General features: G+C 63.0%; 19 protein-coding genes. All 19 read right to left on the minus strand.

Annotation, left to right across the window (positions count from 1 at the left end; translation table 11 throughout):
- Nucleotides 1-35 precede the first annotated feature (35 nt).
- On the minus strand, nt 36-920 hold the full coding sequence (atpG, locus tag BMY06_RS09645) for a F0F1 ATP synthase subunit gamma (protein ID WP_065061752.1): 885 nt from the start codon (nt 918-920) through the stop codon (nt 36-38).
- Between the two features lie 82 nt (nt 921-1,002).
- Entirely contained in the window at nt 1,003-2,544 is a 1,542-nt protein-coding gene (gene atpA / locus BMY06_RS09650; protein ID WP_065061753.1) for a F0F1 ATP synthase subunit alpha, read from the minus strand.
- 66 nt (nt 2,545-2,610) lie between these two features.
- Entirely contained in the window at nt 2,611-3,150 is a 540-nt protein-coding gene (locus BMY06_RS09655; RefSeq protein ID WP_074982842.1) for a F0F1 ATP synthase subunit delta, read from the minus strand.
- Between the two features lie 2 nt (nt 3,151-3,152).
- The gene (locus BMY06_RS09660) at nt 3,153-3,623 is read right to left on the minus strand and encodes a F0F1 ATP synthase subunit B (RefSeq protein ID WP_065061755.1); all 471 of its coding nucleotides are present in this window, start codon (nt 3,621-3,623) and stop codon (nt 3,153-3,155) included.
- 139 nt (nt 3,624-3,762) lie between these two features.
- A complete protein-coding gene (atpE, locus tag BMY06_RS09665) occupies nt 3,763-4,032 on the minus strand; it encodes a F0F1 ATP synthase subunit C (protein ID WP_028203308.1) in 270 nt (89 codons plus the stop codon).
- Nucleotides 4,033-4,105: 73 nt separating this feature from the next.
- The gene (atpB, locus tag BMY06_RS09670) at nt 4,106-4,957 is read right to left on the minus strand and encodes a F0F1 ATP synthase subunit A (RefSeq protein WP_065061756.1); all 852 of its coding nucleotides are present in this window, start codon (nt 4,955-4,957) and stop codon (nt 4,106-4,108) included.
- A gap of 166 nt (nt 4,958-5,123) precedes the next feature.
- Nucleotides 5,124-5,732 carry an ATP synthase subunit I gene (locus BMY06_RS09675; protein ID WP_080180607.1) on the minus strand — a complete coding sequence of 203 codons (609 nt, stop codon included), beginning with the start codon at nt 5,730-5,732 and terminating at the stop codon, nt 5,124-5,126.
- Between the two features lie 296 nt (nt 5,733-6,028).
- Nucleotides 6,029-7,144 (minus strand): SLC13 family permease, encoded by a 1,116-nt coding sequence (locus BMY06_RS09680; protein WP_074983003.1) that lies wholly within the window; start codon nt 7,142-7,144, stop codon nt 6,029-6,031.
- A gap of 51 nt (nt 7,145-7,195) precedes the next feature.
- Nucleotides 7,196-8,083 carry a ParB/RepB/Spo0J family partition protein gene (locus BMY06_RS09685; protein ID WP_074982843.1) on the minus strand — a complete coding sequence of 296 codons (888 nt, stop codon included), beginning with the start codon at nt 8,081-8,083 and terminating at the stop codon, nt 7,196-7,198.
- A gap of 19 nt (nt 8,084-8,102) precedes the next feature.
- On the minus strand, nt 8,103-8,873 hold the full coding sequence (locus tag BMY06_RS09690; RefSeq protein ID WP_065061758.1) for a ParA family protein: 771 nt from the start codon (nt 8,871-8,873) through the stop codon (nt 8,103-8,105).
- Between the two features lie 106 nt (nt 8,874-8,979).
- Entirely contained in the window at nt 8,980-9,678 is a 699-nt protein-coding gene (gene rsmG, locus BMY06_RS09695; RefSeq protein ID WP_074982845.1) for a 16S rRNA (guanine(527)-N(7))-methyltransferase RsmG, read from the minus strand.
- On the minus strand, nt 9,675-11,633 hold the full coding sequence (gene mnmG / locus BMY06_RS09700; RefSeq protein WP_074982847.1) for a tRNA uridine-5-carboxymethylaminomethyl(34) synthesis enzyme MnmG: 1,959 nt from the start codon (nt 11,631-11,633) through the stop codon (nt 9,675-9,677). Before mnmG ends, rsmG begins: the two co-directional genes overlap by 4 nt.
- A gap of 182 nt (nt 11,634-11,815) precedes the next feature.
- On the minus strand, nt 11,816-12,565 hold the full coding sequence (locus tag BMY06_RS09705) for an ABC transporter ATP-binding protein (RefSeq protein ID WP_124263246.1): 750 nt from the start codon (nt 12,563-12,565) through the stop codon (nt 11,816-11,818).
- The gene (locus BMY06_RS09710; protein WP_074982851.1) at nt 12,562-14,349 is read right to left on the minus strand and encodes a branched-chain amino acid ABC transporter ATP-binding protein/permease; all 1,788 of its coding nucleotides are present in this window, start codon (nt 14,347-14,349) and stop codon (nt 12,562-12,564) included. The genes BMY06_RS09705 and BMY06_RS09710 overlap by 4 nt, the downstream gene beginning before the upstream one ends.
- Nucleotides 14,350-14,353: 4 nt before the next feature.
- Nucleotides 14,354-15,409 carry a branched-chain amino acid ABC transporter permease gene (locus BMY06_RS09715; RefSeq protein ID WP_065061763.1) on the minus strand — a complete coding sequence of 352 codons (1,056 nt, stop codon included), beginning with the start codon at nt 15,407-15,409 and terminating at the stop codon, nt 14,354-14,356.
- A gap of 296 nt (nt 15,410-15,705) precedes the next feature.
- A complete protein-coding gene (locus BMY06_RS09720) occupies nt 15,706-16,875 on the minus strand; it encodes an ABC transporter substrate-binding protein (RefSeq protein ID WP_390969691.1) in 1,170 nt (389 codons plus the stop codon).
- A 328-nt stretch (nt 16,876-17,203) separates the two neighbouring features.
- On the minus strand, nt 17,204-18,349 hold the full coding sequence (locus BMY06_RS09725) for an ABC transporter substrate-binding protein (protein WP_390969579.1): 1,146 nt from the start codon (nt 18,347-18,349) through the stop codon (nt 17,204-17,206).
- A 799-nt stretch (nt 18,350-19,148) separates the two neighbouring features.
- Complete coding sequence (locus tag BMY06_RS09730) at nt 19,149-20,120, minus strand: branched-chain amino acid ABC transporter permease (protein ID WP_065062256.1); 972 nt, start codon at nt 20,118-20,120, stop codon at nt 19,149-19,151.
- A complete protein-coding gene (locus BMY06_RS09735; protein ID WP_065062254.1) occupies nt 20,120-21,004 on the minus strand; it encodes a branched-chain amino acid ABC transporter permease in 885 nt (294 codons plus the stop codon). The genes BMY06_RS09730 and BMY06_RS09735 overlap by 1 nt, the downstream gene beginning before the upstream one ends.
- Nucleotides 21,005-21,102 lie beyond the last annotated feature (98 nt).

Genomic DNA, 21,102 nt, shown 5'->3' on the forward strand with positions numbered 1-21,102 from the left:
GGTACGCCGGCGCGGATTCGCGTTCGCTATTCGGGTCAGACGGCTGCTGCGCCGCCCACGATTTCCGACAGTTCCTTCGTAATCGCGGCCTGGCGGCTCTTGTTGTACGAGAGCTGCAGTTCGTTGATGACCGTCTTCGCGTTGTCCGACGCCGCCTTCATCGCGACCATACGTGCCGATTGCTCCGACGCCATGTTTTCCGCGACGGCCTGATAGACCAGCGCTTCGACATAGCGGACCAGCAACTCGTCCACGACGGTTTGCGCGTCCGGCTCGTAGATGTAGTCCCACTGCGACTTCGGCGTTGCGCCATCGTCCTGACCGCCTTCGAGGCGCTCGTTCGACAGCGGCAGCAGCTGCTCGATGACCGGCTCCTGCTTCATCGTATTGACGAAGCGCGTGTATGCGAGATACACGGCCGAGAGCTTGCCTTCCGAGTACTGGTCGAGCTGCACCTTGATGGCGCCGATCAGCTTTTCCAGATGCGGCGTGTCGCCGAGTTGCACGACATTCGACACGACTTTCGCGCGCAGACGGTTCAGGAAACCGAGGCCCTTGCTGCCGATCGCCGTAGCTTCGACCGACGTGCCGGACGCTTCCAGATCCTTGAACTTCTGCAGCGTCGCGCGCAGCACGTTGGTGTTCATCCCGCCGCACAGACCCTTGTCGGTCGTGACGAGAATCACGCCGGCGACCTTCGCATCGTTGTTCTCCGTCATGAACGGATGACGATACTCGGGGTTCGCACGGCTCATGTGCGCAGCGATGTCGCGGACCTTATCGGCGTACGGGCGGGCGGCGCGCATGCGCTCCTGGGCACGGCGCATTTTCGACGCCGCAACCATTTCCATCGCCTTGGTGATCTTGCGCGTGTTTTGCACGCTCTTGATCTTGCCGCGAATTTCCTTCATTCCAGCCATTGCTTGCTCCTTTGTCGATCCGGGTCGGCGCTCGCGCCAACCCGGATCCCAGTCCGTTTATCTAGATTGATTCCCGGACGGATCAATATGCGCCGGACTTTTTGAAGTCCTTGAGAGCCGCGTGGAGCGCGTTCTCGTCGTCCTTCGACAGGTCCTTCTTGTCCTCGATGCGCGCGACGAGGTCAGCGTGCTTCGACTTCAGGTATTCGCGCAGGCCCTTTTCGAACGGCAGGACTTCGGCGACATCGATGTCGTCGAGGTAGCCGTTGTTGGCCGAGAACAGCGCCACAGCCAGTTCCCAGACTTGCAGCGGCTGGTACTGGGGCTGCTTGAGCAGTTCCGTCACGCGGCGGCCGCGCTCGAGCTGCTTGCGGGTCGCTTCGTCGAGGTCCGAGGCGAACTGGGCGAATGCCGCCAGTTCACGGTACTGCGCGAGGTCGGTACGGATACCGCCCGACAGCTTCTTCACGACCTTCGTCTGAGCCGCACCGCCAACACGCGACACCGACACGCCGGCGTTGATTGCCGGGCGGATGCCTGCGTTGAACAGGTCGGTTTCCAGGAAGATCTGGCCGTCGGTAATCGAGATCACGTTCGTCGGAACGAATGCCGTGACGTCGCCTGCCTGCGTTTCGATGATCGGCAGTGCCGTCAGCGAACCCGTCTTGCCCTTGACTTCGCCGTTCGTGAACTTCTCGACGTAGTCGGCCGACACGCGTGCAGCGCGCTCGAGCAGACGCGAGTGGAGATAGAACACGTCGCCGGGGTAAGCTTCGCGGCCCGGCGGGCGGCGCAGCAGCAGCGAGATCTGGCGGTATGCCCAAGCTTGCTTGGTCAGATCGTCATAAATGATCAGGGCGTCTTGACCGCGGTCGCGGAAGTATTCGCCCATCGTGCAGCCGGCGTACGGTGCGAGGTACTGCAGCGCAGCCGATTCCGAAGCCGAAGCGGCCACGACGATCGTGTAGTCGATCGCGCCGGTTTCTTCGAGCTTGCGCAGCACGTTCTGGATCGACGACGCCTTCTGGCCGATGGCGACGTAGATACAGATCAGGTCCTTGCCCTTCTGGTTGATGATCGTGTCGACGGCCACCGCGGTCTTGCCGCACTGACGGTCGCCGATGATCAGCTCACGCTGGCCACGGCCGATCGGCACCATTGCGTCGATCGACTTCAGACCGGTTTGCACCGGCTGCGAGACGCCTTCACGCCAGATCACGCCCGGAGCGATCTTTTCGATCGCGTCGGTCATCTTGGCGTTGACCGGGCCCTTGCCGTCGATCGGGTTGCCGAGCGGATCGACCACGCGGCCGATCAGTTCCGGACCCACCGGCACTTCCAGAATGCGGCCCGTCGTCTTGACGACGTCGCCTTCCGAAATGTGTTCGTATTCACCCAGAATCACGGCACCGACCGAGTCACGCTCGAGGTTCAGCGCGAGACCGAAGGTGTTGCCCGGGAATTCGAGCATTTCGCCCTGCATCACGTCCGACAGGCCGTGGATGCGCACGATGCCGTCGGTCACGGAGATCACGGTGCCCTGGTTGCGAACGTCTGCGCTCGCTTCAAGGCCCTGGATCCGGCTCTTGATCAGCTCGCTGATCTCAGAGGGATTGAGTTGCATTATTCGCTCCTGATGTTCAATTCTGTTGCGTGCCAGCCGCTGCGTTCGGTGCGTTCACCGGGACGCTCAAGCGGTCAGAGCCACCTGCATGCTGGCGAGCCGCGCGCGGACCGAGGTATCGAGCACTTCGTCGCCGACCGTGACACGCACGCCGCCGATCAGCGACTTGTCGATTTCAACGGTGGGCTTCAGCTTGCATTTGAACTTGCGTTCGAGGCTGGCGACGAGGTCGTTCAACTGGGTGCCTTCGAGCGGGAACGCGCTGACGATCAGCGCATCGGCCGCACCGGCCTTCGCGTTCTTGAGCGCTTCGAACTGTGCGTGGATTTCCGGCAGCAGTTCCAGGCGGTGATTCGCGACCAGCATCTGCACGAGGTTCTTGGCCTCGGCCGAATCCTTGAGCGGGGACTTCACCGCCGACAGCAGCAGCTCGACGACCTGGGCATGGCTCACTTTCGGGCTCGACGCGACCGACAGCACGTCGGGCATGGCCGCAACCTGTGCCAGCTCCGTAACGAGCGTGGACCAGGTGGCGGTGTCACCAGCTTCGGCCACGCCAAACAGGGCTTCTGCGTACGGGCGGGCGATGGTTGCAAGTTCGGCCATGATCAGAGCTCGGCTTTCAGTTGATTCAGCAGATCGGCATGCGCCGACTGATCGACTTCGCGCTTCAGGATCTGCTCGGCGCCTTGCACGGCGAGCGCGGCGACTTCGGCGCGCAGGACTTCGCGTGCCTTGACGACTTGCTGGTCCGCGTCAGCCTTGGCTTGCGCGATGATGCGCGCTGCTTCGGCGTGGGCCTGGGCCTTGATTTCTTCAGCGACGGCGAGAGCGCGCTTTTCCGCATCGGCGATACGGTTTTGGCCCTCGTTACGGGCCGTAGCGAGTTCCTCGCCTACGCGCTTGTGCGCGGCTTCGAGTTCCGCCTTGCCCTTTTCCGCAGCGGCGAGGCCGTCCGCGATCTTCTTCGAGCGCTCGTCGAGGGCGTTGATCAACGGCGGCCACACGAACTTCATCGTGAACCACGCGAGGATCAGGAACACGACCATTTGCGCAAACAGGGTTGCGTTGAGATTCACGGTGTTTCCTTAAACGTTGCTATTCCGGGGAATTGAAACGGCAAGGCGCTCATCGGTTGTGAAACTCGATCAGCGCCTCGTCTCCCGTTCCGCCATGCGCCCTTAACCGTTATAGGTCAGGCGCAACCTTCCAGGGAACTTAGCCCGCGAGCTTCGAGAGCAGCGGGTTAGCGAACGCGAACAGCATTGCAACACCCACGCCAATCAGGAACGCTGCATCGATCAGACCAGCCAGCAGGAACATCTTCGTCTGCAGCGGGTTCATCAGTTCAGGCTGACGTGCGCAGGCTTCGATGTACTTGCCGCCCATCAGGCCGATACCGATACAGGCGCCGATTGCACCCAGGCCGATGATGATGCCGATACCGATGGCCGTGAAACCCTGGATGTTGGCGATGAAAGCTTGCATGATCACTCCTTTGTGAGATTTTCTGGAACTGGGGATTTAAAACTTAAAACTGCAAATCTGGTCCGACCGCCGTTTAGTGGCTGTCGTGTGCCTGGCCGATGTACACCAGCGTCAGCATCATGAAAATGAACGCTTGCAGCAGAACGATCAGGATGTGGAAGATCGCCCAGACGCTGCCTGCAATCACGTGGCCGATGAAGCCAAGCACCGTCGAATCCGCGCCGAAGGTCCACAGACTGCCCAGCAGGGCGATCAGCAGGAACAGCAGTTCGCCTGCATACATGTTGCCGAACAACCGCAGGGCGAGCGAAACCGTCTTGGCGACGAACTCGATGATGTTGAGTGCAAGGTTCGGGATCCACAGCAGCGGATGCGAGCCGAACGGCGCCGACAGCAGCTCGTGGGCGAAGCCGCCGGGGCCCTTGATCTTGAGGTTGTAATAGATCATCAGCACGAACACGCCGAGCGCGATGCCGAACGTGCCGTTGAGGTCGGCCGTCGGGACGATGCGCTGATGCGGGAGTGCTTCGGACAGACCCAGCCAGCCGATCACGCGGCCCGGCAGGTCGACGGGGATGAAGTCGAGGGAGTTCATCAGCGCCACCCAGACGAACACCGTCAGGGCCAGCGGAGCGATGAATTTACGGTTGCCGTGAATGATGGACTTCGACTGGTCTTCGACCATTTCGACCAGCATTTCGATGGCGCACTGGAAGCGGCCCGGCACGCCCGACGTTGCCTTGCGTGCGGCGACGAACAGCAGCAGGATGGTGACGACACCACACAGGATCGACCAGAACAGCGTGTCGATGTTCCAGACGTGGAAATCGACGATCGACGTCTGATGCGAGGTGGAAAAATTCTGCAAGTGGTGCGCAATGTACTCGGACGGATCCAGAGCGCGCGTTCCTTCGCTGGCTGCCATATCGTTAAAACCACCCAAATTGTCGAAAATCGTTTCCGGCCGTTCCCGCGCCAACCAGATTGCGGGAACGCACCGCCGCGGATCGTGTCTTATTTGCTCCGCATGGGCCAGCTGATCTTCGCCTCCATCGCCTCTACGCCCGAAGGCGGCGCGATGTTGGCGGGATTCAGCGCCACGCGAGCGCGATCCAGTATGTCTTCAGTGCGATCAGGTACGTGATGAGCAGGGGAATCCACTGCACGTCGCGATACCAGAACGCGATGGCGACGAACATCGCAATCGTCGCCCCCATCTTGAATGCTTCACCGAGCATCCAGTTCATTACGGTGCCGGCGCCGCTCAACTGCTTGAGCCGCGCGGCGAACAACGCGCCGGGCACCCAGCAGATCGCTCCTCCCAGCAGCGCCGAGATCGGCACACTGCTCGGCGCAGCCGCACCCGGTGGCGTATAAAACAGCCACCACAACAGCGTAGCAACCAGGGACAAAACCACTTGCGCCGCCACGACACGAAACGGCGTGACGCGCGATGGGCGACTCACCTGCGCACCGAACAGCTGCTCGGCTTCAGTCCGGGTGAGCGGAACGATGTCGTTGTTATCTTGCTGATCGGCGTCCAGCTGGTCCCAGCGATCGTTGTGATCGACACGCGAACCCGCGGCTCCTGCTTTCTCCGTTCCCGCATCCTGCCCCCGGCGGGATGCTTCGATCGCGCTACGCGGACCATCGGGCCCTTCATGCGCCTGCGGCGCTTCGTCTGGCCTGTGACCCACCATCGCGTTATTCCGGATATTTGCCTTTCGCGCGCTTTATTACAACGTGCTTACGGCATCGCCAACCAAATAAATCCGGGCGATTGTAAGCGATAGTTGCAGCCAATTCAAGACTTTAGCCCGCTCAATAACCCCCGTGAAATGCTACTTCATCATGCGGAAAACGCACCATTACCCGAGGGGTAACGGAAAATGTAAGGGAGCGTTCGCCGCACGTTCTGCACTCAGGAGAGCCAGGCAAAACGGGGCGCGATTTTACCTTGTAACCACGTTTATGTCGCTGACCTGTCTCATTTCTGTCAGGAAAAATACAACACGAGACCGCCGCATATTGTCGCAGCCACCCAGAACGGGATCGCGATGAGGTGGAACTGCAGCCAGACGCCCCGCTCGCCCGACAGACGCACGGCGATCAGATTCGCCAGTGAGCCGATCGCGAGGCCGAAGCCGCCGACGCTCACACCGTACGCCAGCGCGCGCCAGTCGTGCGTGAAACCCGCGAGCACGATGGCCGCCGGCACGTTGCTGATGGCCTGAGAGAGCACGGCGCCCGCCAGATAGGCGCGTACCGGTGTCTGCAGCGCGAGGCCCTCCAGCGCGTGATGAATCCACGGCAGCGCCGCCGCGCTGCGCAGGACGATGAACATCAGCACGAAAATCAGCAGCAACAGCCAGTCGATCTTCAGCACGATGCGCGCGCGCCAGATCAGGAACCCGGCAGCCACGCCCGCGAGCGCAAGGCCGGCGCGGTGCGCATCGGCGAGCAGCACGAACGCGACAAACAGCACGGCGGCCACGCCCGCGAGCGTGCGATCGACGCCATGCGCCTCTGCGTCGCGGCTCAGATCGAGCGCGGTCGGCCGGAAAAGCAGCGCTGCGAGCGCAAACAGCATCGCCATCAGCAGCGCGCAGAGCGGCGCCAGTGCGACAACGAAGCGACCAAATGCCGCACCACTCAACTGCCAGAGAAACAGGTTTTGCGGATTGCCGAGCGGCGTCAGGATGGAACCGGCGTTCACGGCCAGCGCGATGAAAATCACGAGGCGCTTGAGCGGCAACGGCGTGAGCTTGTGCAGCGACAACACCAGCGGCACGACGACGAATAGCGCAACGTCGTTCGTCACGACCGTCGACAAGGCCGCCGCCAGACCGATCAGCAGAAACGCCAACGCGCGCTCGGAGCGAATTCGATGGACCAGCTTGTGCGCGACCCAGGTCAGGAATCCTGAATATTCGATCGCCTTCGTGAGGATGAGCAGGCCGGCCAGCGTCATCACCGTTTGCCAGTCGACGAGCCCGGGCAGCGTGCTCCACGCGCGCGGCGCGAAGATCTGCAGCAGCACGAGCGCGGCGACGAGTATCGTCAGCACCGGCTCGCCCGCCGCAAACGCGCCGATCCGGCGCAGCAGACTCAGGGGGCCGCGTTGCGCGGCATCAGATTCCTGCACCGTGTACGGAAACGTGCGTTAAACCGCAGCTTCGCCGCGCAAACGCAGCAAAATGCCGTCAAGTGCATCGAGATCACCGAAATCGACGGTGAGTTGGCCGCGGCCGCGTCGGCCGAGCTTGATCTTCACCGTCGCGGACAGCAGATCCGACAACTCTTCTTCGAGGCGGCGCGTGTCGCGCCCGCCATCGTGCGCAGCCTTCGCCTTCACCGCCGGTGCGGCTTTGGTCGTCGCCGAAACGAGCTTTTCGGTTTCACGCACCGACATACGCTTGTTGACCACCTGGTTCGCGAGCGTGATCTGCGTGGCGGCGTCAACGGCGAGCAGCGCGCGCGCGTGGCCCATATCGAGATCGCCCGCGAGCAGCATGGTCTGCACCGGCGCGGCCAGGTTCAGCAGACGCAGCAGATTCGACACCGCGCTGCGCGAGCGCCCCACCGACTCCGCCGCCTGCTCATGCGTGAAACTGAACTCGTCGAGCAGCCGCTGGATGCCCTGCGCCTCTTCGAGCGGATTCAGGTCTTCGCGCTGGATGTTCTCGATCAGCGCCATCGCGGCGGCGGCCTGATCGGGCACATCCTTCACGAGCACCGGAACCTCGGTCAGGCCGGCAATGTGCGCCGCGCGAAAACGTCGCTCGCCCGCGATGATTTCGTAGCGATTCGCGCTGACCAGACGCACGAGAATCGGCTGCATCAAACCCTGCGCGCGAATGCTCGCCGCCAGTTCCTGCAGCGCGCCTTCGTCCATGCGCGTGCGTGGCTGATACTTGCCCGCCTGCATCTGCGTGAGCGGCAGCGTGTTGGGCGCGCCCTCGATCTTCACTGCTTCGGTGATGTCCGCGCTACCGCCGAGCAGTGCTTCCAGTCCTCGACCCAGCCCCTTTTTTCGTGCTACTGCGTTCATCGTGCTTCTCCAGTCTGCGTCAGAGTGCGCGTACGCGCTCGATCATTTCCGCGCCGAATTGCACATAGGCCTGCGCGCCGCGCGAGGCGCGATCGAACACCACGCCCGGCAAACCGTAGCTGGGCGCTTCCGCAAGCCGCACATTGCGCGGGATCACGGCGTCGAACACCTTGTCGCCAAAGTGCTCCTTGAGTTGCTCCGAAACCTGCTGCTGCAACGTGATGCGCGGATCGAACATCACGCGCAGAAGGCCGATCACCTTCAGGTCGCGATTCATGTTCGCGTGCACCTGCTTGATGGTGTTCACGAGGTCTGACAGACCTTCGAGCGCGAAGTACTCGCACTGCATCGGAATCACCACGCCATGCGCCGCGCACAGGCCATTGAGCGTGAGCAGCGAGAGCGCGGGCGGGCAGTCGATCAGCACGAAGTCGTATTCATCGTCCACTTGCGCCAGTGCGTTCTTCAGACGGCGCTCGCGCTGTTCCACGGAGACCAGCTCCACTTCGGCGCCGGCGAGTTCGCGATTGGCCGGCAGCACGTCGTAGCCCACCTGCTCCGGGCTCGTACGCGCCTGCGGCACGGTAATACCGTCGACCAGCACTTCATAGACGGTGTATTCACACGCCGCCTTGTCGATGCCGCTGCCCATCGTGGCATTGCCTTGCGGGTCGAGGTCGATGAGAAGGACACGCTGTCCCTGCGATGCGAGGCTCGCGGCGAGATTGACCGTTGTCGTCGTCTTGCCGACGCCGCCCTTCTGGTTCGCAACGCAGAAGATTTTTGCCATCTTTTATGTGTCCCTTTACTGCCTTAAAAAGTTTGCATACGTTATAGCGCGAGCAACGCAGCCGCGCTATTCGACCGATCGGCCAACGATCCTGTGTGCGGCCGACTCAGGCGGCGGCAACCGGTTCGACCGTGACTTCCGTCAGGTGACGTTCCGCATCGAGCATCGGCACGGTGAGGCGAATCGTCTGGATTGCCTTCGCGCCTTCCGGCAAGCGCTCGATCTCGCCTTCGGGGCGCACACCCTTCATCGCCCAGATCGCGCCGCCGTCCGCAACGAGGTGACGGGCCAGTGTAACGAAATCGGACAGTTCCGCGAATGCCCGCGAGACGATCAAGTCGAATTTTTTAGGGACTTCGACACCAGGTCGCAGCGATTCGACTCGTCCGGTCACGACCGAGAGATTCGCGAGGCCGAGTTCGGCCTTCGCTTGCGACTGAAACGCCGACTTCTTGTGCACGATGTCGTTCAGCGTGACTTGCCAGTCGGGACGCACGATCGCGAGAACGATGCCCGGCAAACCACCGCCCGACCCCACGTCGAGCACCGCCGTGTTTTCACGTGAAGGCAGATGCGGCAGGATCGAAAGCGAATCGAGGATGTGCTGGATCAGCATCTGGCGCGGATCGCGAATGGCCGTCAGGTTGTAGACGGCGTTCCACTTCGCGAGCAATGCGACGTAGTCCAGCAGTTGTTCGTGTTGACGCTCGCTCAATTCGACGGAGAGCGCCTGAGCGCCCTCCTTCAGCATCTGCGAAAGTGCGCCGCGATCGGCGATACCGGGTTGACGTGCGCGGCCGCTCATTGAGCCACCGGCGTCGTGTCGTTACCCGCGTCGGCGGGCTTCTGGCGGCGACGGCCGAGGCCGCGCTTCAGATGCACCATCAGCAGCGAGATCGCGGCGGGCGTGATGCCCGAAATGCGCGAGGCCTGACCGATGGTTTCCGGACGGAACTGATTGAGCTTCTGGCGCGCCTCGAACGACAGACCACGCACTTCCGCGTAATCGATGCCCTCGGGCAAACGCGTGTTCTCGTGCGTGCCATTGCGCTCGATCTCGTCCGCTTGACGATCGATATAGCCCTGATATTTAACACCGATCTCGATCTGCTCCTTGATCTGCGCGAGCAGGACTTCGTCGTCGGCCAGCGGCGCTTCAGGACCGCATGTACCGCCGCGCAGACCGCACACACCGTCGTAGCTGACACCCGGACGTCGCAGCAAGTCTGCGAGATTGTATTCGTGGTCGATGGGCTTGCCGAGCAGCGCAGTCGCTTCTTCCGCGCCCAATGTCTTCGGATTCACCCATGTCGACTTCAGGCGTTCGGTTTCACGTGAAACAGCGTCGCGTTTGCGGCTGAATGCATCCCAACGCACGTCATCGACAACACCGAGTTCGCGGCCGATTTCAGTCAGGCGCATATCGGCATTGTCTTCACGCAGACTCAGACGATACTCCGCACGGCTCGTGAACATACGATACGGCTCCGACACGCCGCGCGTCACCAGATCGTCGACCAGCACGCCGAGATAAGCCTGATCGCGGCGCGGGCACCATGCATCCTTGCCCTGCACTTGCAGACCGGCGTTGATACCGGCGAGCAGGCCTTGCGCAGCCGCTTCTTCATAGCCCGTGGTGCCGTTGATCTGGCCCGCAAAAAACAGCCCGTTGATGACCTTCGTTTCCAGCGACGCCTTCAGGCCGCGCGGGTCGAAATAATCGTATTCGATCGCATAGCCGGGGCGCAGGATGTGCGCGTGCTCGAGGCCGCGCATCGAGTGCACCAGTTCCAACTGCACGTCGAACGGCAGGCTCGTCGAGATTCCATTCGGGTAGAACTCGTTCGTCGTCAGGCCTTCCGGCTCCAGATAGATCTGGTGCGATTCCTTCGACGCGAAGCGATGAATCTTGTCTTCGATCGACGGGCAATAGCGCGGCCCCACCCCTTCGATCACGCCCGTGTACATCGGCGAACGGTCGAGACCGCCGCGAATGATGTCGTGCGTGCGCTCGTTGGTATGCGTGACCCAGCACGGAATCTGCCGCGGATGCTGCTCCGCGCGGCCAAGGAACGAGAACACCGGTACCGGATCGAGGTCGCCCGGCTGCTCTTCGAGCACCGAAAAATCGATCGTGCGGCCGTCGATACGCGGCGGCGTGCCCGTTTTGAGGCGGCCTTGCGGCAGCTTCAGTTCCTTCAGGCGCGCCGACAACGTCACTGCGGCGGGGTCGCCTGCGCGACCGCCCGTGTAGTTATTGAGGCCCACGTGGATCTTGCCGTCGAGGAACGTACCGGCCGTGAGCACCACCGCGCGTGCGCGGAAGCGCAGGCCGACCTGCGTCACGGCGCCGACCACGCGGTCGCCTTCGACCATCAGATCTTCCACGGCCTGCTGGAACAGCCACAGATTCGGCTGATTCTCCAGGCGATGGCGGATCGCGGCCTTGTACAGAATACGGTCAGCCTGGGCGCGCGTCGCACGCACAGCGGGGCCCTTCGACGAGTTGAGGATGCGGAACTGAATGCCGCCCTCGTCCGTCGCAGCGGCCATTGCGCCGCCGAGCGCATCGACCTCCTTAACCAGATGGCCTTTGCCAATACCGCCAATCGACGGATTGCAGCTCATCTGACCAAGCGTCTCGATGTTGTGCGTGAGCAGGAGCGTCTTCACGCCCATGCGGGCAGCGGCAAGCGCGGCCTCGGTGCCGGCGTGACCGCCGCCGACGACAATTACGTCAAACTCTGTTGGGAAAAGCATGGCGGGACCTCACGCACGGACAATTTGACCGCGTGAGCCTTCTCAGAAAAAGTGGTATGCGCGAATTATAACGGTTTCAGGTTTTGGGCCGTTCACGCCCGAATTTCGTTCCACGCTTTGTCGAAAAAAAACGGCGTGTTTCACGTGAAACACGCCGCCGAGTTCTGCAGAAACTGACGAGATCAGACGGGCTTCTTGGCCAAACCCAAATACGTTTCGATCACGCGCGGATTCTCCGCCAGCTCGCTCGCCGGCCCTTCGAGCGCGAGATCGCCAGTTTCCAGCACGTAGCCGTAATCCGAAATTTGCAGTGCCGCCCGCGCGTTCTGCTCGATCAGCAGCGTCGCAACGCCCGTCTGGCGCAGCGCGCTGATGATGTGAAAGATTTCCTTCACGATCAGCGGTGCGAGGCCCAAGCTAGGTTCGTCGAGCATCAACAGATCGGGTTTGCCCATCAGCGCCCGACCGACGGCCAGCATCTGCCGCTCGCCGCCCGACAACGTACCGGCCGCCTGCGCACGCCTTTCCTTGAGGCGCGGAAACAGCTGAAAGACATGATCGAGCTGATCGAGGAAGTTGCGCTCCCCTGCCCGCTTGCGCCGATACGCACCGAGCACGAGGTTGTCCTCAACCGTCATCGACGCGAACAACTCGCGCTTCTCCGGCACGAGACACATGCCGCGCGCGACACGGCGCTCGATAGGCAACACGCCAATTTCCTCGCCGAGGTAGGCAATGCGGCCGCTCGCGTGCCCGGTCTGCGGCAATGCACCCATGATGGCGTTCAGCAACGTCGACTTCCCGGCGCCGTTCGGGCCGATCACCGAGACGATCTGCCCCGCGCCCACCTCGATGGCGGCCTGATGCAGCGCCTCGATCTTGCCGTAGCGCACCGCGAGATTGGAGACTTCAAGTACGGGCGACGTCATCATTCCACCCCGCCCAGGTAGGCTTCGAGCACGGCCGGATCTTTCTGCACTTCTTCCGGCAAACCCTCGGCAATGCGCGTGCCGAACTCCATCACGACCAGCCGGTCGGTGAGATTCATCACGAAATCCATGTCGTGTTCGACCAGCAGCACGCTCATCCCCTCTTCTCTCAACTTGCGCAGCAAAGCGGCCAACTGCTGCTTCTCCTGATAACGCAGGCCCGCCGCCGGCTCGTCGAGCAGCAACAAGGTCGGATCGCAGCACAGCGCTCGCGCGATTTCCAGGATCCGCTGCTGGCCAAGCGCGAGACTGCCCGCCTCGTCGTACATGTGCTGCTCGAGGCCCACGCGGCGCAGTTGCTTCGCCGCCTCGCTCATCAGCCGACCTTCCTCCGACGCATTGAGCTTCACCACGCTGCGCAGCACGCCCGAGTGACCGCGCAGATGCGCGCCGATCGCGACGTTCTCCAGTACCGTCATCGTCGGCAAGAGTTTGACGTGCTGGAAAGTGCGACCGATGCCGCGCGCGACGATTTCACGTGAAGTGAGCCGGTCGATGCGCTCGCCGCGGAACGTGATCGCGCCGCTTGTCGGCTGAAGCACGCCCGTCACGAGGTTGAAGGTGGTCGATTTCCCCGCACCGTTCGGGCCGATCAAACCGATGATCTGCCCCGCTTTCACCTCGAAACTCACGTCGTTGACGGCGACCAGACCGCCGAACTGCTTGCGCGCCTTGTCGACCGTCAGCAGCATCTCGCCCGCCTCGGGCTTGCTGCGCTGCGGCAAAGGCTCGGCATGCTCAGGCACATGCGCCTGCGGCCCGCGCGGGAAAAAGCGCGCCACGAACGGCCAGACGCCACGCCGCGCGTATTGCAGCAGCAGCACCATCAGAATCCCGAACACGATGATTTCGAAATTGCCGTTCTCGCCGAGCAGCTTCGGCAACAGCGCCTGCAGCCAGTCCTGCAGCACCGTGAGAATCGCCGCGCCCAGCACCGCGCCCCAGACGTGCGCCACGCCGCCCACGACGGCCATGAACAGATACTCGATGCCGTGATTCAGGCCGAACGGCGTCGGGTTCACCGCACGCTGCAAATGGGCGTACAAGAAGCCCGAGACGGCCGCCAGAACCGCGGCATAGACGAAGATCACCACGCGCATCCAGGCCGTGTTGACGCCCATCGCCTCGGCCATCAAGCCGCCGCCGCGCAGCGCGCGTATCGCTCGCCCGGTGCGGCTGTTGAGCAGGTTCTGCACCGAGACGACCGACGCCAGCACCACCGCCCAGATCAGGTAATAGATATGTCGCCCCGACTCCAGCTCGACGCCGAACACATTGAGTACCGGAATGCCGTTGATGCCGTCGTACTTGCCGAGCATGTCGAGATTGCCGAACAGGAAGAACAGCGCGAGACCCCAGGCGATCGTCCCAAGCGGCAGGAAGTGGCCCGACAGACGCATGGTCACGAGGCCCAGCGCGAGCGCCACGAGCGCCGTGATCAGCACGCCGACGATCAAGGCGAGCCACGGCGAGACGCCGTACTGCGTCGTCAGATACGCGGTCGCATAGGCGCCGAGCCCGACGAACGCCGCCTGCCCGAAGCTCGTCATCCCGCCGATACCGGTGAGCAGCACGAGCCCGATCGCGACGATCGAATAGAGGCCGATGTAGTTGAGCAGCGTGATCCAGTATTCGGGCACGCGCACCATACCCGGCAGCACCGGCAGCGCGAACATCACCACGAGGAACAGCCAGAAGAAGCGGTTATGCAGAACGAGTCGTTTCATCGCGTCACTCCTCTTCCTCTTCGGCGTGCGGCGTGGAAAGACTGCGCCACAGCAGCACGGGGATGATCAGCGTGAACACGATCACTTCCTTGTACGCACTCGCCCAGAACGACGAATACGACTCCAGCAGGCCCACAAGCACGGAGCCCGCAGCAGCCAGCGGATAGCTCACCAGACCGCCGATAATCGCGCCGACGAAGCCCTTGAGGCCGATCAGGAAGCCCGAGTCGTAATAGATCGTCGTGAGCGGCGCGACGAGCACGCCGCACAGCGCACCGAGCCCAGCGGCCAGCGTGAACGCGAGCCGCCCGGCCTGCGTCGTGCCGATGCCGACGAGGCGCGCGCCCAGCCGGTTCACCGACGTCGCGCGCAGCGCCTTGCCCGAGATCGTGCGGTCGAAATAGAAGTACAGCGCGACGATCAGCACCGCCGCCGTGCCGACCACCCAGAGGCTCTGCCCCGAGATCGACAGCGCGCCGAGGTTGAACGTGGCGTCCGAGAACGCGGTCGTGCGCGAGCCTTCGGCGCCGAACATCACGAGTCCGAGGCCGACCATCGCGAAGTGCACGGCCACGGCCACGATCAGCAGCAGCAGCGTGGTGGCTTCGGCGATCGGCTCATAGGCGAGACGGTAGACGAACGGCCCCATCGGCACGACGATCGCCAGCGTCAGCGCGATCTGCGCGAGCATCGGCAAGGGCTGCCCAGCCACGCCGCGCGTGAGCGCGTAGAGCGCGAGCGGAAACAGCAGATACTTGCCCGCGAGCGTGACCAGCGTGCGCGGCGCGTGCTTGCGACGCTCGGCGTGCCGCACGAGCCCCGCCGTCTCCACGACGAAGCAGGCCGCGCCCAGCGCGACCAGCAGCCAGCACGTCGCCGGAAATTTCTGCGATTGCAGCGCGGCGAGCGTGAGAGCGCCGTAGGAAACGAATTCGCCCTGCGGAATGAAGATCACGCGCGTGACGGAGAACACCAGCACCAGCGCGAGCGCGAGCAGCGCATAGATCGCCCCGGTGGTGATGCCGTCCTGCGCGAGGATTGCGGCAATCGATAAATCCATACCCTTCCAACCTCTCTTTCTGGAACGCGTGAAACTCGGAACGTCTGCGGTGGTGTCGGAAAAACGGCGATGCGGGATCGTGCGGGGCAAGCACGCGGCGCGGCCGCGAAGGCCACGCCGCGTCGAATCGGCGTGCCCGATCGACGAGAGGACGTGAGTCGGGCACGCAAGGCGAGCGACCAGCGGACATTGTCGGTGGCCGAAATGAAGCCGCGGCGGCGACACGCAACGCAACGGAACGCCCACAGCGTTTCACGTGACACCGCGCGCGGCGCGGCATCACGCGTCGGGCGCGCTTAGTCGCCTTGCAGCTTCCACTTGCCGTTGACGACCTCCACGATCACACGTGCGCGGTCGTCGAGACCGTTGTGATCGGTGGGCGTCGTGTTCATGATGCCGTGCGAGACCGGCAGATCCTTGATGTTCTCGAGCGCGTCGCGCAGCGAAACACGGAACGCCTCGGTGCCGGGCTGCGCCGACTTGAGCGCGACCGGAATGGCGCGCTGAAGCATCTGGCCCGCGTCCCAGGCGTGACCGCCGAAGGTCGCGACCGAACCCGCGCCGTAGGCTTTCTCGTAAGCGGCCTTGTAGGCGAGCGCCGACTTCTTGACCGGATTCGAATCGGGCAATTGATCGGCGACGAGAATCGGCCCGGCGGGCAGCAACTCGCCTTCGCAGTCCTTGCCGCAGACGCGCAGGAAGTCGTTATTCGCGACACCGTGCGTCTGATAAATCTTGCCCTTGTAGCCGCGATCCTTCAGCGTGGTCGCCGGCAGCGCCGACGGCGTGCCCGAACCGGCGATCAGCACCGCGTCCGGGTTCGCCGACATCAGCTTGAGCGCCTGCCCCGTCACCGACGAATCCGTGCGGTTATAGCGCTCGCTCGCGACAATCTTGACGTTGTGCTTCGCCGCCGCCGCGCTGAACTCCTTGAACCAGCTGTCGCCGTAGGCATCCGTGAAACCGATGAAGCCCACCGTTTTCACGCCGTGCTTCTCCATGTAGCCCGCGATCGCGTCAGCCATCAGGCTGTCGTTCTGCGGCGGCTTGAAGGCCCACTTGCGCTTGTCGTCCACGGGCTGCACGATCGCCGCCGATGCCGCGAGCGAAATCATCGGCGTCTTGCCCTGCGCGACGACGTCGAGCATCGCGAGCGAGTTCGGCGTGACCGACGAACCGATGATCGCGTCCACGTGATCCTCGTCGATCAGCTTGTGCGTGTTCTGCACGGCCTTGCTCGTGTCCGACGCATCATCGAGCACGATGTATTGCACGCTCTTGCCGCCGATCTCCTTGGGCAGCAGCGCGATCGTGTTCTTCTCGGGAATGCCGAGCGAGGCCGCCGGCCCCGTCGCCGAGAGCGTCACGCCGATCTTCACCTGCGCGACGGCCACACCCGCCACGCCCATCCATGCCGCTGCGAGTCCGGCATGGAAGGCTCTCGTGGACCACTTCTTCATCGCCAACTTCGTTTTCATTGCGCGTCTCCAAACGCTTTGTCTGCGTGTCGATTTATATCCCGGCGCCGCGCCGTGTGTTCGGTTCGCTAACGCCGGCCTTCGAGTGTAGTAATCGGGATCGCGCGTGTGATGCATGGTTTTCCCTTGTCCGCGCGTCCGCTTTATCCGCTGCCTGCTTCACTGCTCCCTGCCCTGCTCACCGCACGACTCACCACCACGCGCCTCGCCAATACAACGACGCTGCGAAGCCGTTGCACCTGCAACAAAAAAGGCACGTCGATTGAACGTGCCTTGTTATGTCGATGAGCCGATATCGCGTCATTTCCCGTGGAACTCAGTCGCCGGCCAGCTTCCACTTGCCGCCGACGATCTGCACCATCACCCGCGCCCGCTGATCGAGTCCCGCGTGATCGGTTGCGCTCATGTTGAAGATGCCGTGCGCGCCCGCGACGTCGTGCGAGTCTTCGAGCGCCTTGCGCAACGCGTCGCGGAACGCCTTCGTACCCGGTTGACCGGCCTTCAGCGCGACGGGAATCGCGTGTTGCAGCAACAAACCGGCGTCCCACGCGTGGCCGCCGAACGTCGAGATCGAGCCCGCGCCATAGGCCTTTTCGTACGCGCTCTTGTACGCGAGCGCCGACTGCTTCACGGGATTCGAATCGGGCAATTGATCGGCGACCAGCAGCGGCCCGGCGGGCAGCCAGGTGCCGTCGCAATCCTTGCCGCAGACGCGCAGGAAGTCATTGTTGGCGACGCCATGCGTCTGGTAGTACTTGCCCGCGTAACCGCGCTCCTTGAGCGTCTTCTGCGGCAACGCGGCCGGCGTGCCCGCGCCGGCGATCAGCACGGCGTCCGGGTGCTGCGAGATCATCTTGAGCACCTGCCCGGTAACGGACGCGTCGTTGCGCGCAAAGCGCTCGTTCGCGACGATCTTGATGCCCTGCTTCGCCGCCGCAGCGCCGAACTCCTTGTACCAGCTCTCGCCATACGCATCCGAGAAGCCGATGAAGGCGACGGTCTTCACGCCGTGCGCGGCCATGTGCTGCGCGATCGCGCCGGCCATTAGCTGATCGTTCTGCGGCGTCTTGAAGACCCACGCGCGCTTCGCATCCATCGGCTCGACGATCGAGGCCGCGGCGGCCATCGAGATCATCGGCGTGCTGCTTTCCGCGGCGACGTCGATCATCGCGAGCGAGTTGGGCACGACCGTGGAACCGATCAGCGCATCGACGTGATCCTCGCTCGTGAGCTTGCGCGCGTTCTTTACGGCTTGCGTGGAATCGGTCGCGTCGTCGAGCACGAGATAGTCGACTTTCTGGCCCCCAATCTCCTTGGGCAGCAGCGCGATGGTGTTCTTCTCGGGAATGCCGAGCGAAGCCGCCGGGCCCGTGGCCGAGAGCGTCACGCCGATCTTCACATCCGCGTGCGCGACGCCCGCCGTGGCGGCGAGCACTCCGGTCGCGACGCATGCCGCGTTCATCCAACGCCAAACCAACCGCATCTCCACTCCTTCGATCATCGTTTTCTTTATTGCTCCGGATTTTCAGGCGTTTTCCGGATTCGAATTCGGTAGTGCTGCCGCCGGACCACACATAATCGGCGCTGGCCCCACGCAGGCTGCATCGGCGATTAATGCTGACCGCATGGTCGGCGAATGGCGAGTGTAACGGAGTGACGTTTGGCGCGGCAAGCGCTTTCCATCGGCTTACAACGTCGACGCAACACGCGCAGAAATGGCCAGAAAATGCGTAACGCGCGCAGCCTTGTGGCGCGGGCTTCCGACGCATTTCGGGCGTTATTTGCGTAATTCAGTGAGGGGTAAAACAGACTTGCGCACGCCGATTAACACGCGACGCAGCACACAAAGGAGGGGGATAAAACGCGCAATGCGATGCAGGATGCAAACGCATTAACGGTGATTGATGAAAACCGAAAGTACAAATAAAAAGCGCTGTTGGATTCCCATCCAACAGCGCTTTCTTGTCCGGGCACTTTGTGCCTCAGTTGTCTCCTCGTTCTCCACCTGCAAATTCGGTGCATCAGAACTAAGTGAAACTTTAAACTTCGGCCCCCTGGCTGCCAACTAGCATTTACCCTAGTGGTGCAGTGCGGCACCGATTTGGGGCGCACTATCACAGCTTTGTCGCACGATACGCGCGTTTCAAGCGGCTTCCGGAAGCTCGGTTTCAGCATCTGAGCAAGGCTTGCAGCATACCATCGCGGCGACGCCTCGCCTACTGCATTTGACGCGTTCTTCAGGCAGGATTTGGCGCCGTAATTTACGCCCTGAGCGGCCGCACACGCGCCACGATCTCGCCGACGATACCGCGCCGGAACGCCAGCACGCAGGCGATGAAAATGAGCCCCGTGACGATCGTTGCGGACTCACCTAACGAGCGGAACCAGTCGACGCCCGTGACCTGCGCGAGCGCCGTGCCGATATCGCCCAGACGATCCTCAAGCGCGACGATCAGCGCAGCGCCCAGCAGCGGCCCGAACAGCGTGCCCATGCCGCCCACGAGCGTCATCAGGATCACCAGGCCGGACATGGTCCAGTAGGCGTCGCCGAGCGTCTCGAAACCGAGCACGAGCACCTTGAGCGAGCCGGCCAACCCCGCGAGTCCCGCCGAGAGCACGAACGCGAGTAGCTTGAAGCGGTCGGTGTCGTAGCCGAGCGAAATCGCGCGCGGCTCGTTCTCCTTGATCGCCACCAGCACCTGGCCGAACGGCGAATGCACGATGCGCACGATCAGCGCGAACGCCAGCACCATCACCACGAGCACGACGTAGTAGAGCGTGAGGTCGGAATCGAGCGACAGCACGCCGAACAGCTTGCCGCGCGGCACGCCTTGCAGGCCGTCCTCGCCGTGCGTGAACGGCGCCTGCAGAAACACGAAGTAGACCATCTGCGCGAGCGCGAGCGTGACCATCGCGAAGTAGATGCCCTGGCGCCGGATCGCGAAGATGCCGACGATCACGCCGAGCAGCGTGGCCACCGCCGTGCCCGCCGCTACGCCGAGTTCGGGCGTGAAGCCGAGCGACTGGATCGCGTAACCGGTGGTGTAGCCCGCGCTCGCGAGGAACATCGCGTGGCCGAACGACAGCAGCCCCGTATAACCGATCAGCAGATTGAACGCGGCGGCGAACAGCGCGAAGCACAGCACCTTCATCACGAAGAGCGGATACGCGCCCGCGAACGGCGCAACGATCAACCCGATCAGCAACAGCAAATAGAGCGCTTTTCTTTGCATCATCGTTCCTTGCCGAAGAGGCCTGCGGGGCGGATCAGCAGCACGATCGCCATGATGACGAACACCACGGTTGCGGAGGCTTCCGGCCAGAACACGCGCGTGAGGCCCTCGATCACGCCAAGCAGCAGGCCCGTGAGGATCGAACCCATGATCGAGCCCATGCCGCCGATCACGACCACGGCGAACACGGTGATGATCATCGGCTGCCCCATGAGCGGCGACACCTGAATGACCGGCGCGGCCAGCACGCCCGCGAACGCCGCGAGCGCCACGCCGAAGCCGTAGGTCAGCGTGATCATCAGCGGCACGTTGATGCCGAACGCTTCGACGAGTTTCGGGTTTTCCGTGCCCGCACGCAGATACGCGCCCAGCCGCGTTTTCTCGATCACGAACCACGTGGCGAAGCACACCGCGAGCGACGCCACCACGACCCACGCGCGATAGTTCGGCAGATACATGAAGCCGAGATTGGTCGCGCCAGAAAGCAGATCGGGCACGTCGTAAGGCTGACCCGACGCGCCATAGATCGAGCGGAACACGCCTTCGACCACCAGCGTCAGGCCAAAAGTCAGCAGGAGTCCGTACAAATGATCGAGCCGATACAACCAGCGCAGCATCGAACGTTCGATCACCATGCCGAACAGACCCACCACGATGGGCGCAATCACGATCATCGCCCAGTACGGCAGGTTGAAATACGCGAGGCCCATCCACGTGAGCATCGCGCCCAGCATGAACAACGCGCCATGCGCGAAGTTGATCACGTTGAGCATGCCGAAAATCACCGCGAGGCCGAGACTCAGGATCGCGTAGAACGATCCGTTCACGAGTCCGAGCAGCAACTGGCTCAGCATGGCCGGCAGCGGAATGCCAAAGATCGTCATGAAAGCCGCCATCTCCTCAAGATCGCATTCATACGGCGCGCGGCGCGGCGGCCCTCACCCATCGGGGCCACCGCGCCGCCTGCCGCTCAAGCGTCGCC

Origin of the sequence: Paraburkholderia tropica, from assembly GCF_900109265.1 — a bacterium.
Classification (GTDB): Bacteria; Pseudomonadota; Gammaproteobacteria; order Burkholderiales; family Burkholderiaceae; genus Paraburkholderia; species Paraburkholderia tropica.

Bases quoted from the DNA above. Each gene is read 5' to 3' on its own strand.
- atpG (WP_065061752.1), bottom strand. From the start codon at position 920: ATGGCTGGAATGAAGGAAATTCGCGGCAAGATCAAGAGCGTGCAAAAC.
- rsmG (WP_074982845.1), bottom strand. From the start codon at position 9,678: ATGAGCGGCCGCGCACGTCAACCCGGTATCGCCGATCGCGGCGCACTT.
- atpB (WP_065061756.1), bottom strand. From the start codon at position 4,957: ATGGCAGCCAGCGAAGGAACGCGCGCTCTGGATCCGTCCGAGTACATT.
- BMY06_RS09710 (WP_074982851.1), bottom strand. From the start codon at position 14,349: ATGAAACGACTCGTTCTGCATAACCGCTTCTTCTGGCTGTTCCTCGTG.
- BMY06_RS09725 (WP_390969579.1), bottom strand. From the start codon at position 18,349: ATGAACGCGGCATGCGTCGCGACCGGAGTGCTCGCCGCCACGGCGGGC.
- atpE (WP_028203308.1), bottom strand. From the start codon at position 4,032: ATGCAAGCTTTCATCGCCAACATCCAGGGTTTCACGGCCATCGGTATC.
- mnmG (WP_074982847.1), bottom strand. From the start codon at position 11,633: ATGCTTTTCCCAACAGAGTTTGACGTAATTGTCGTCGGCGGCGGTCAC.
- BMY06_RS09675 (WP_080180607.1), bottom strand. From the start codon at position 5,732: ATGGTGGGTCACAGGCCAGACGAAGCGCCGCAGGCGCATGAAGGGCCC.
- BMY06_RS09715 (WP_065061763.1), bottom strand. From the start codon at position 15,409: ATGGATTTATCGATTGCCGCAATCCTCGCGCAGGACGGCATCACCACC.
- BMY06_RS09705 (WP_124263246.1), bottom strand. From the start codon at position 12,565: ATGATGACGTCGCCCGTACTTGAAGTCTCCAATCTCGCGGTGCGCTAC.
- BMY06_RS09730 (WP_065062256.1), bottom strand. From the start codon at position 20,120: ATGCAAAGAAAAGCGCTCTATTTGCTGTTGCTGATCGGGTTGATCGTT.
- BMY06_RS09655 (WP_074982842.1), bottom strand. From the start codon at position 3,150: ATGGCCGAACTTGCAACCATCGCCCGCCCGTACGCAGAAGCCCTGTTT.
- BMY06_RS09690 (WP_065061758.1), bottom strand. From the start codon at position 8,873: ATGGCAAAAATCTTCTGCGTTGCGAACCAGAAGGGCGGCGTCGGCAAG.
- BMY06_RS09685 (WP_074982843.1), bottom strand. From the start codon at position 8,083: ATGAACGCAGTAGCACGAAAAAAGGGGCTGGGTCGAGGACTGGAAGCA.
- atpA (WP_065061753.1), bottom strand. From the start codon at position 2,544: ATGCAACTCAATCCCTCTGAGATCAGCGAGCTGATCAAGAGCCGGATC.
- BMY06_RS09735 (WP_065062254.1), bottom strand. From the start codon at position 21,004: ATGACGATCTTTGGCATTCCGCTGCCGGCCATGCTGAGCCAGTTGCTG.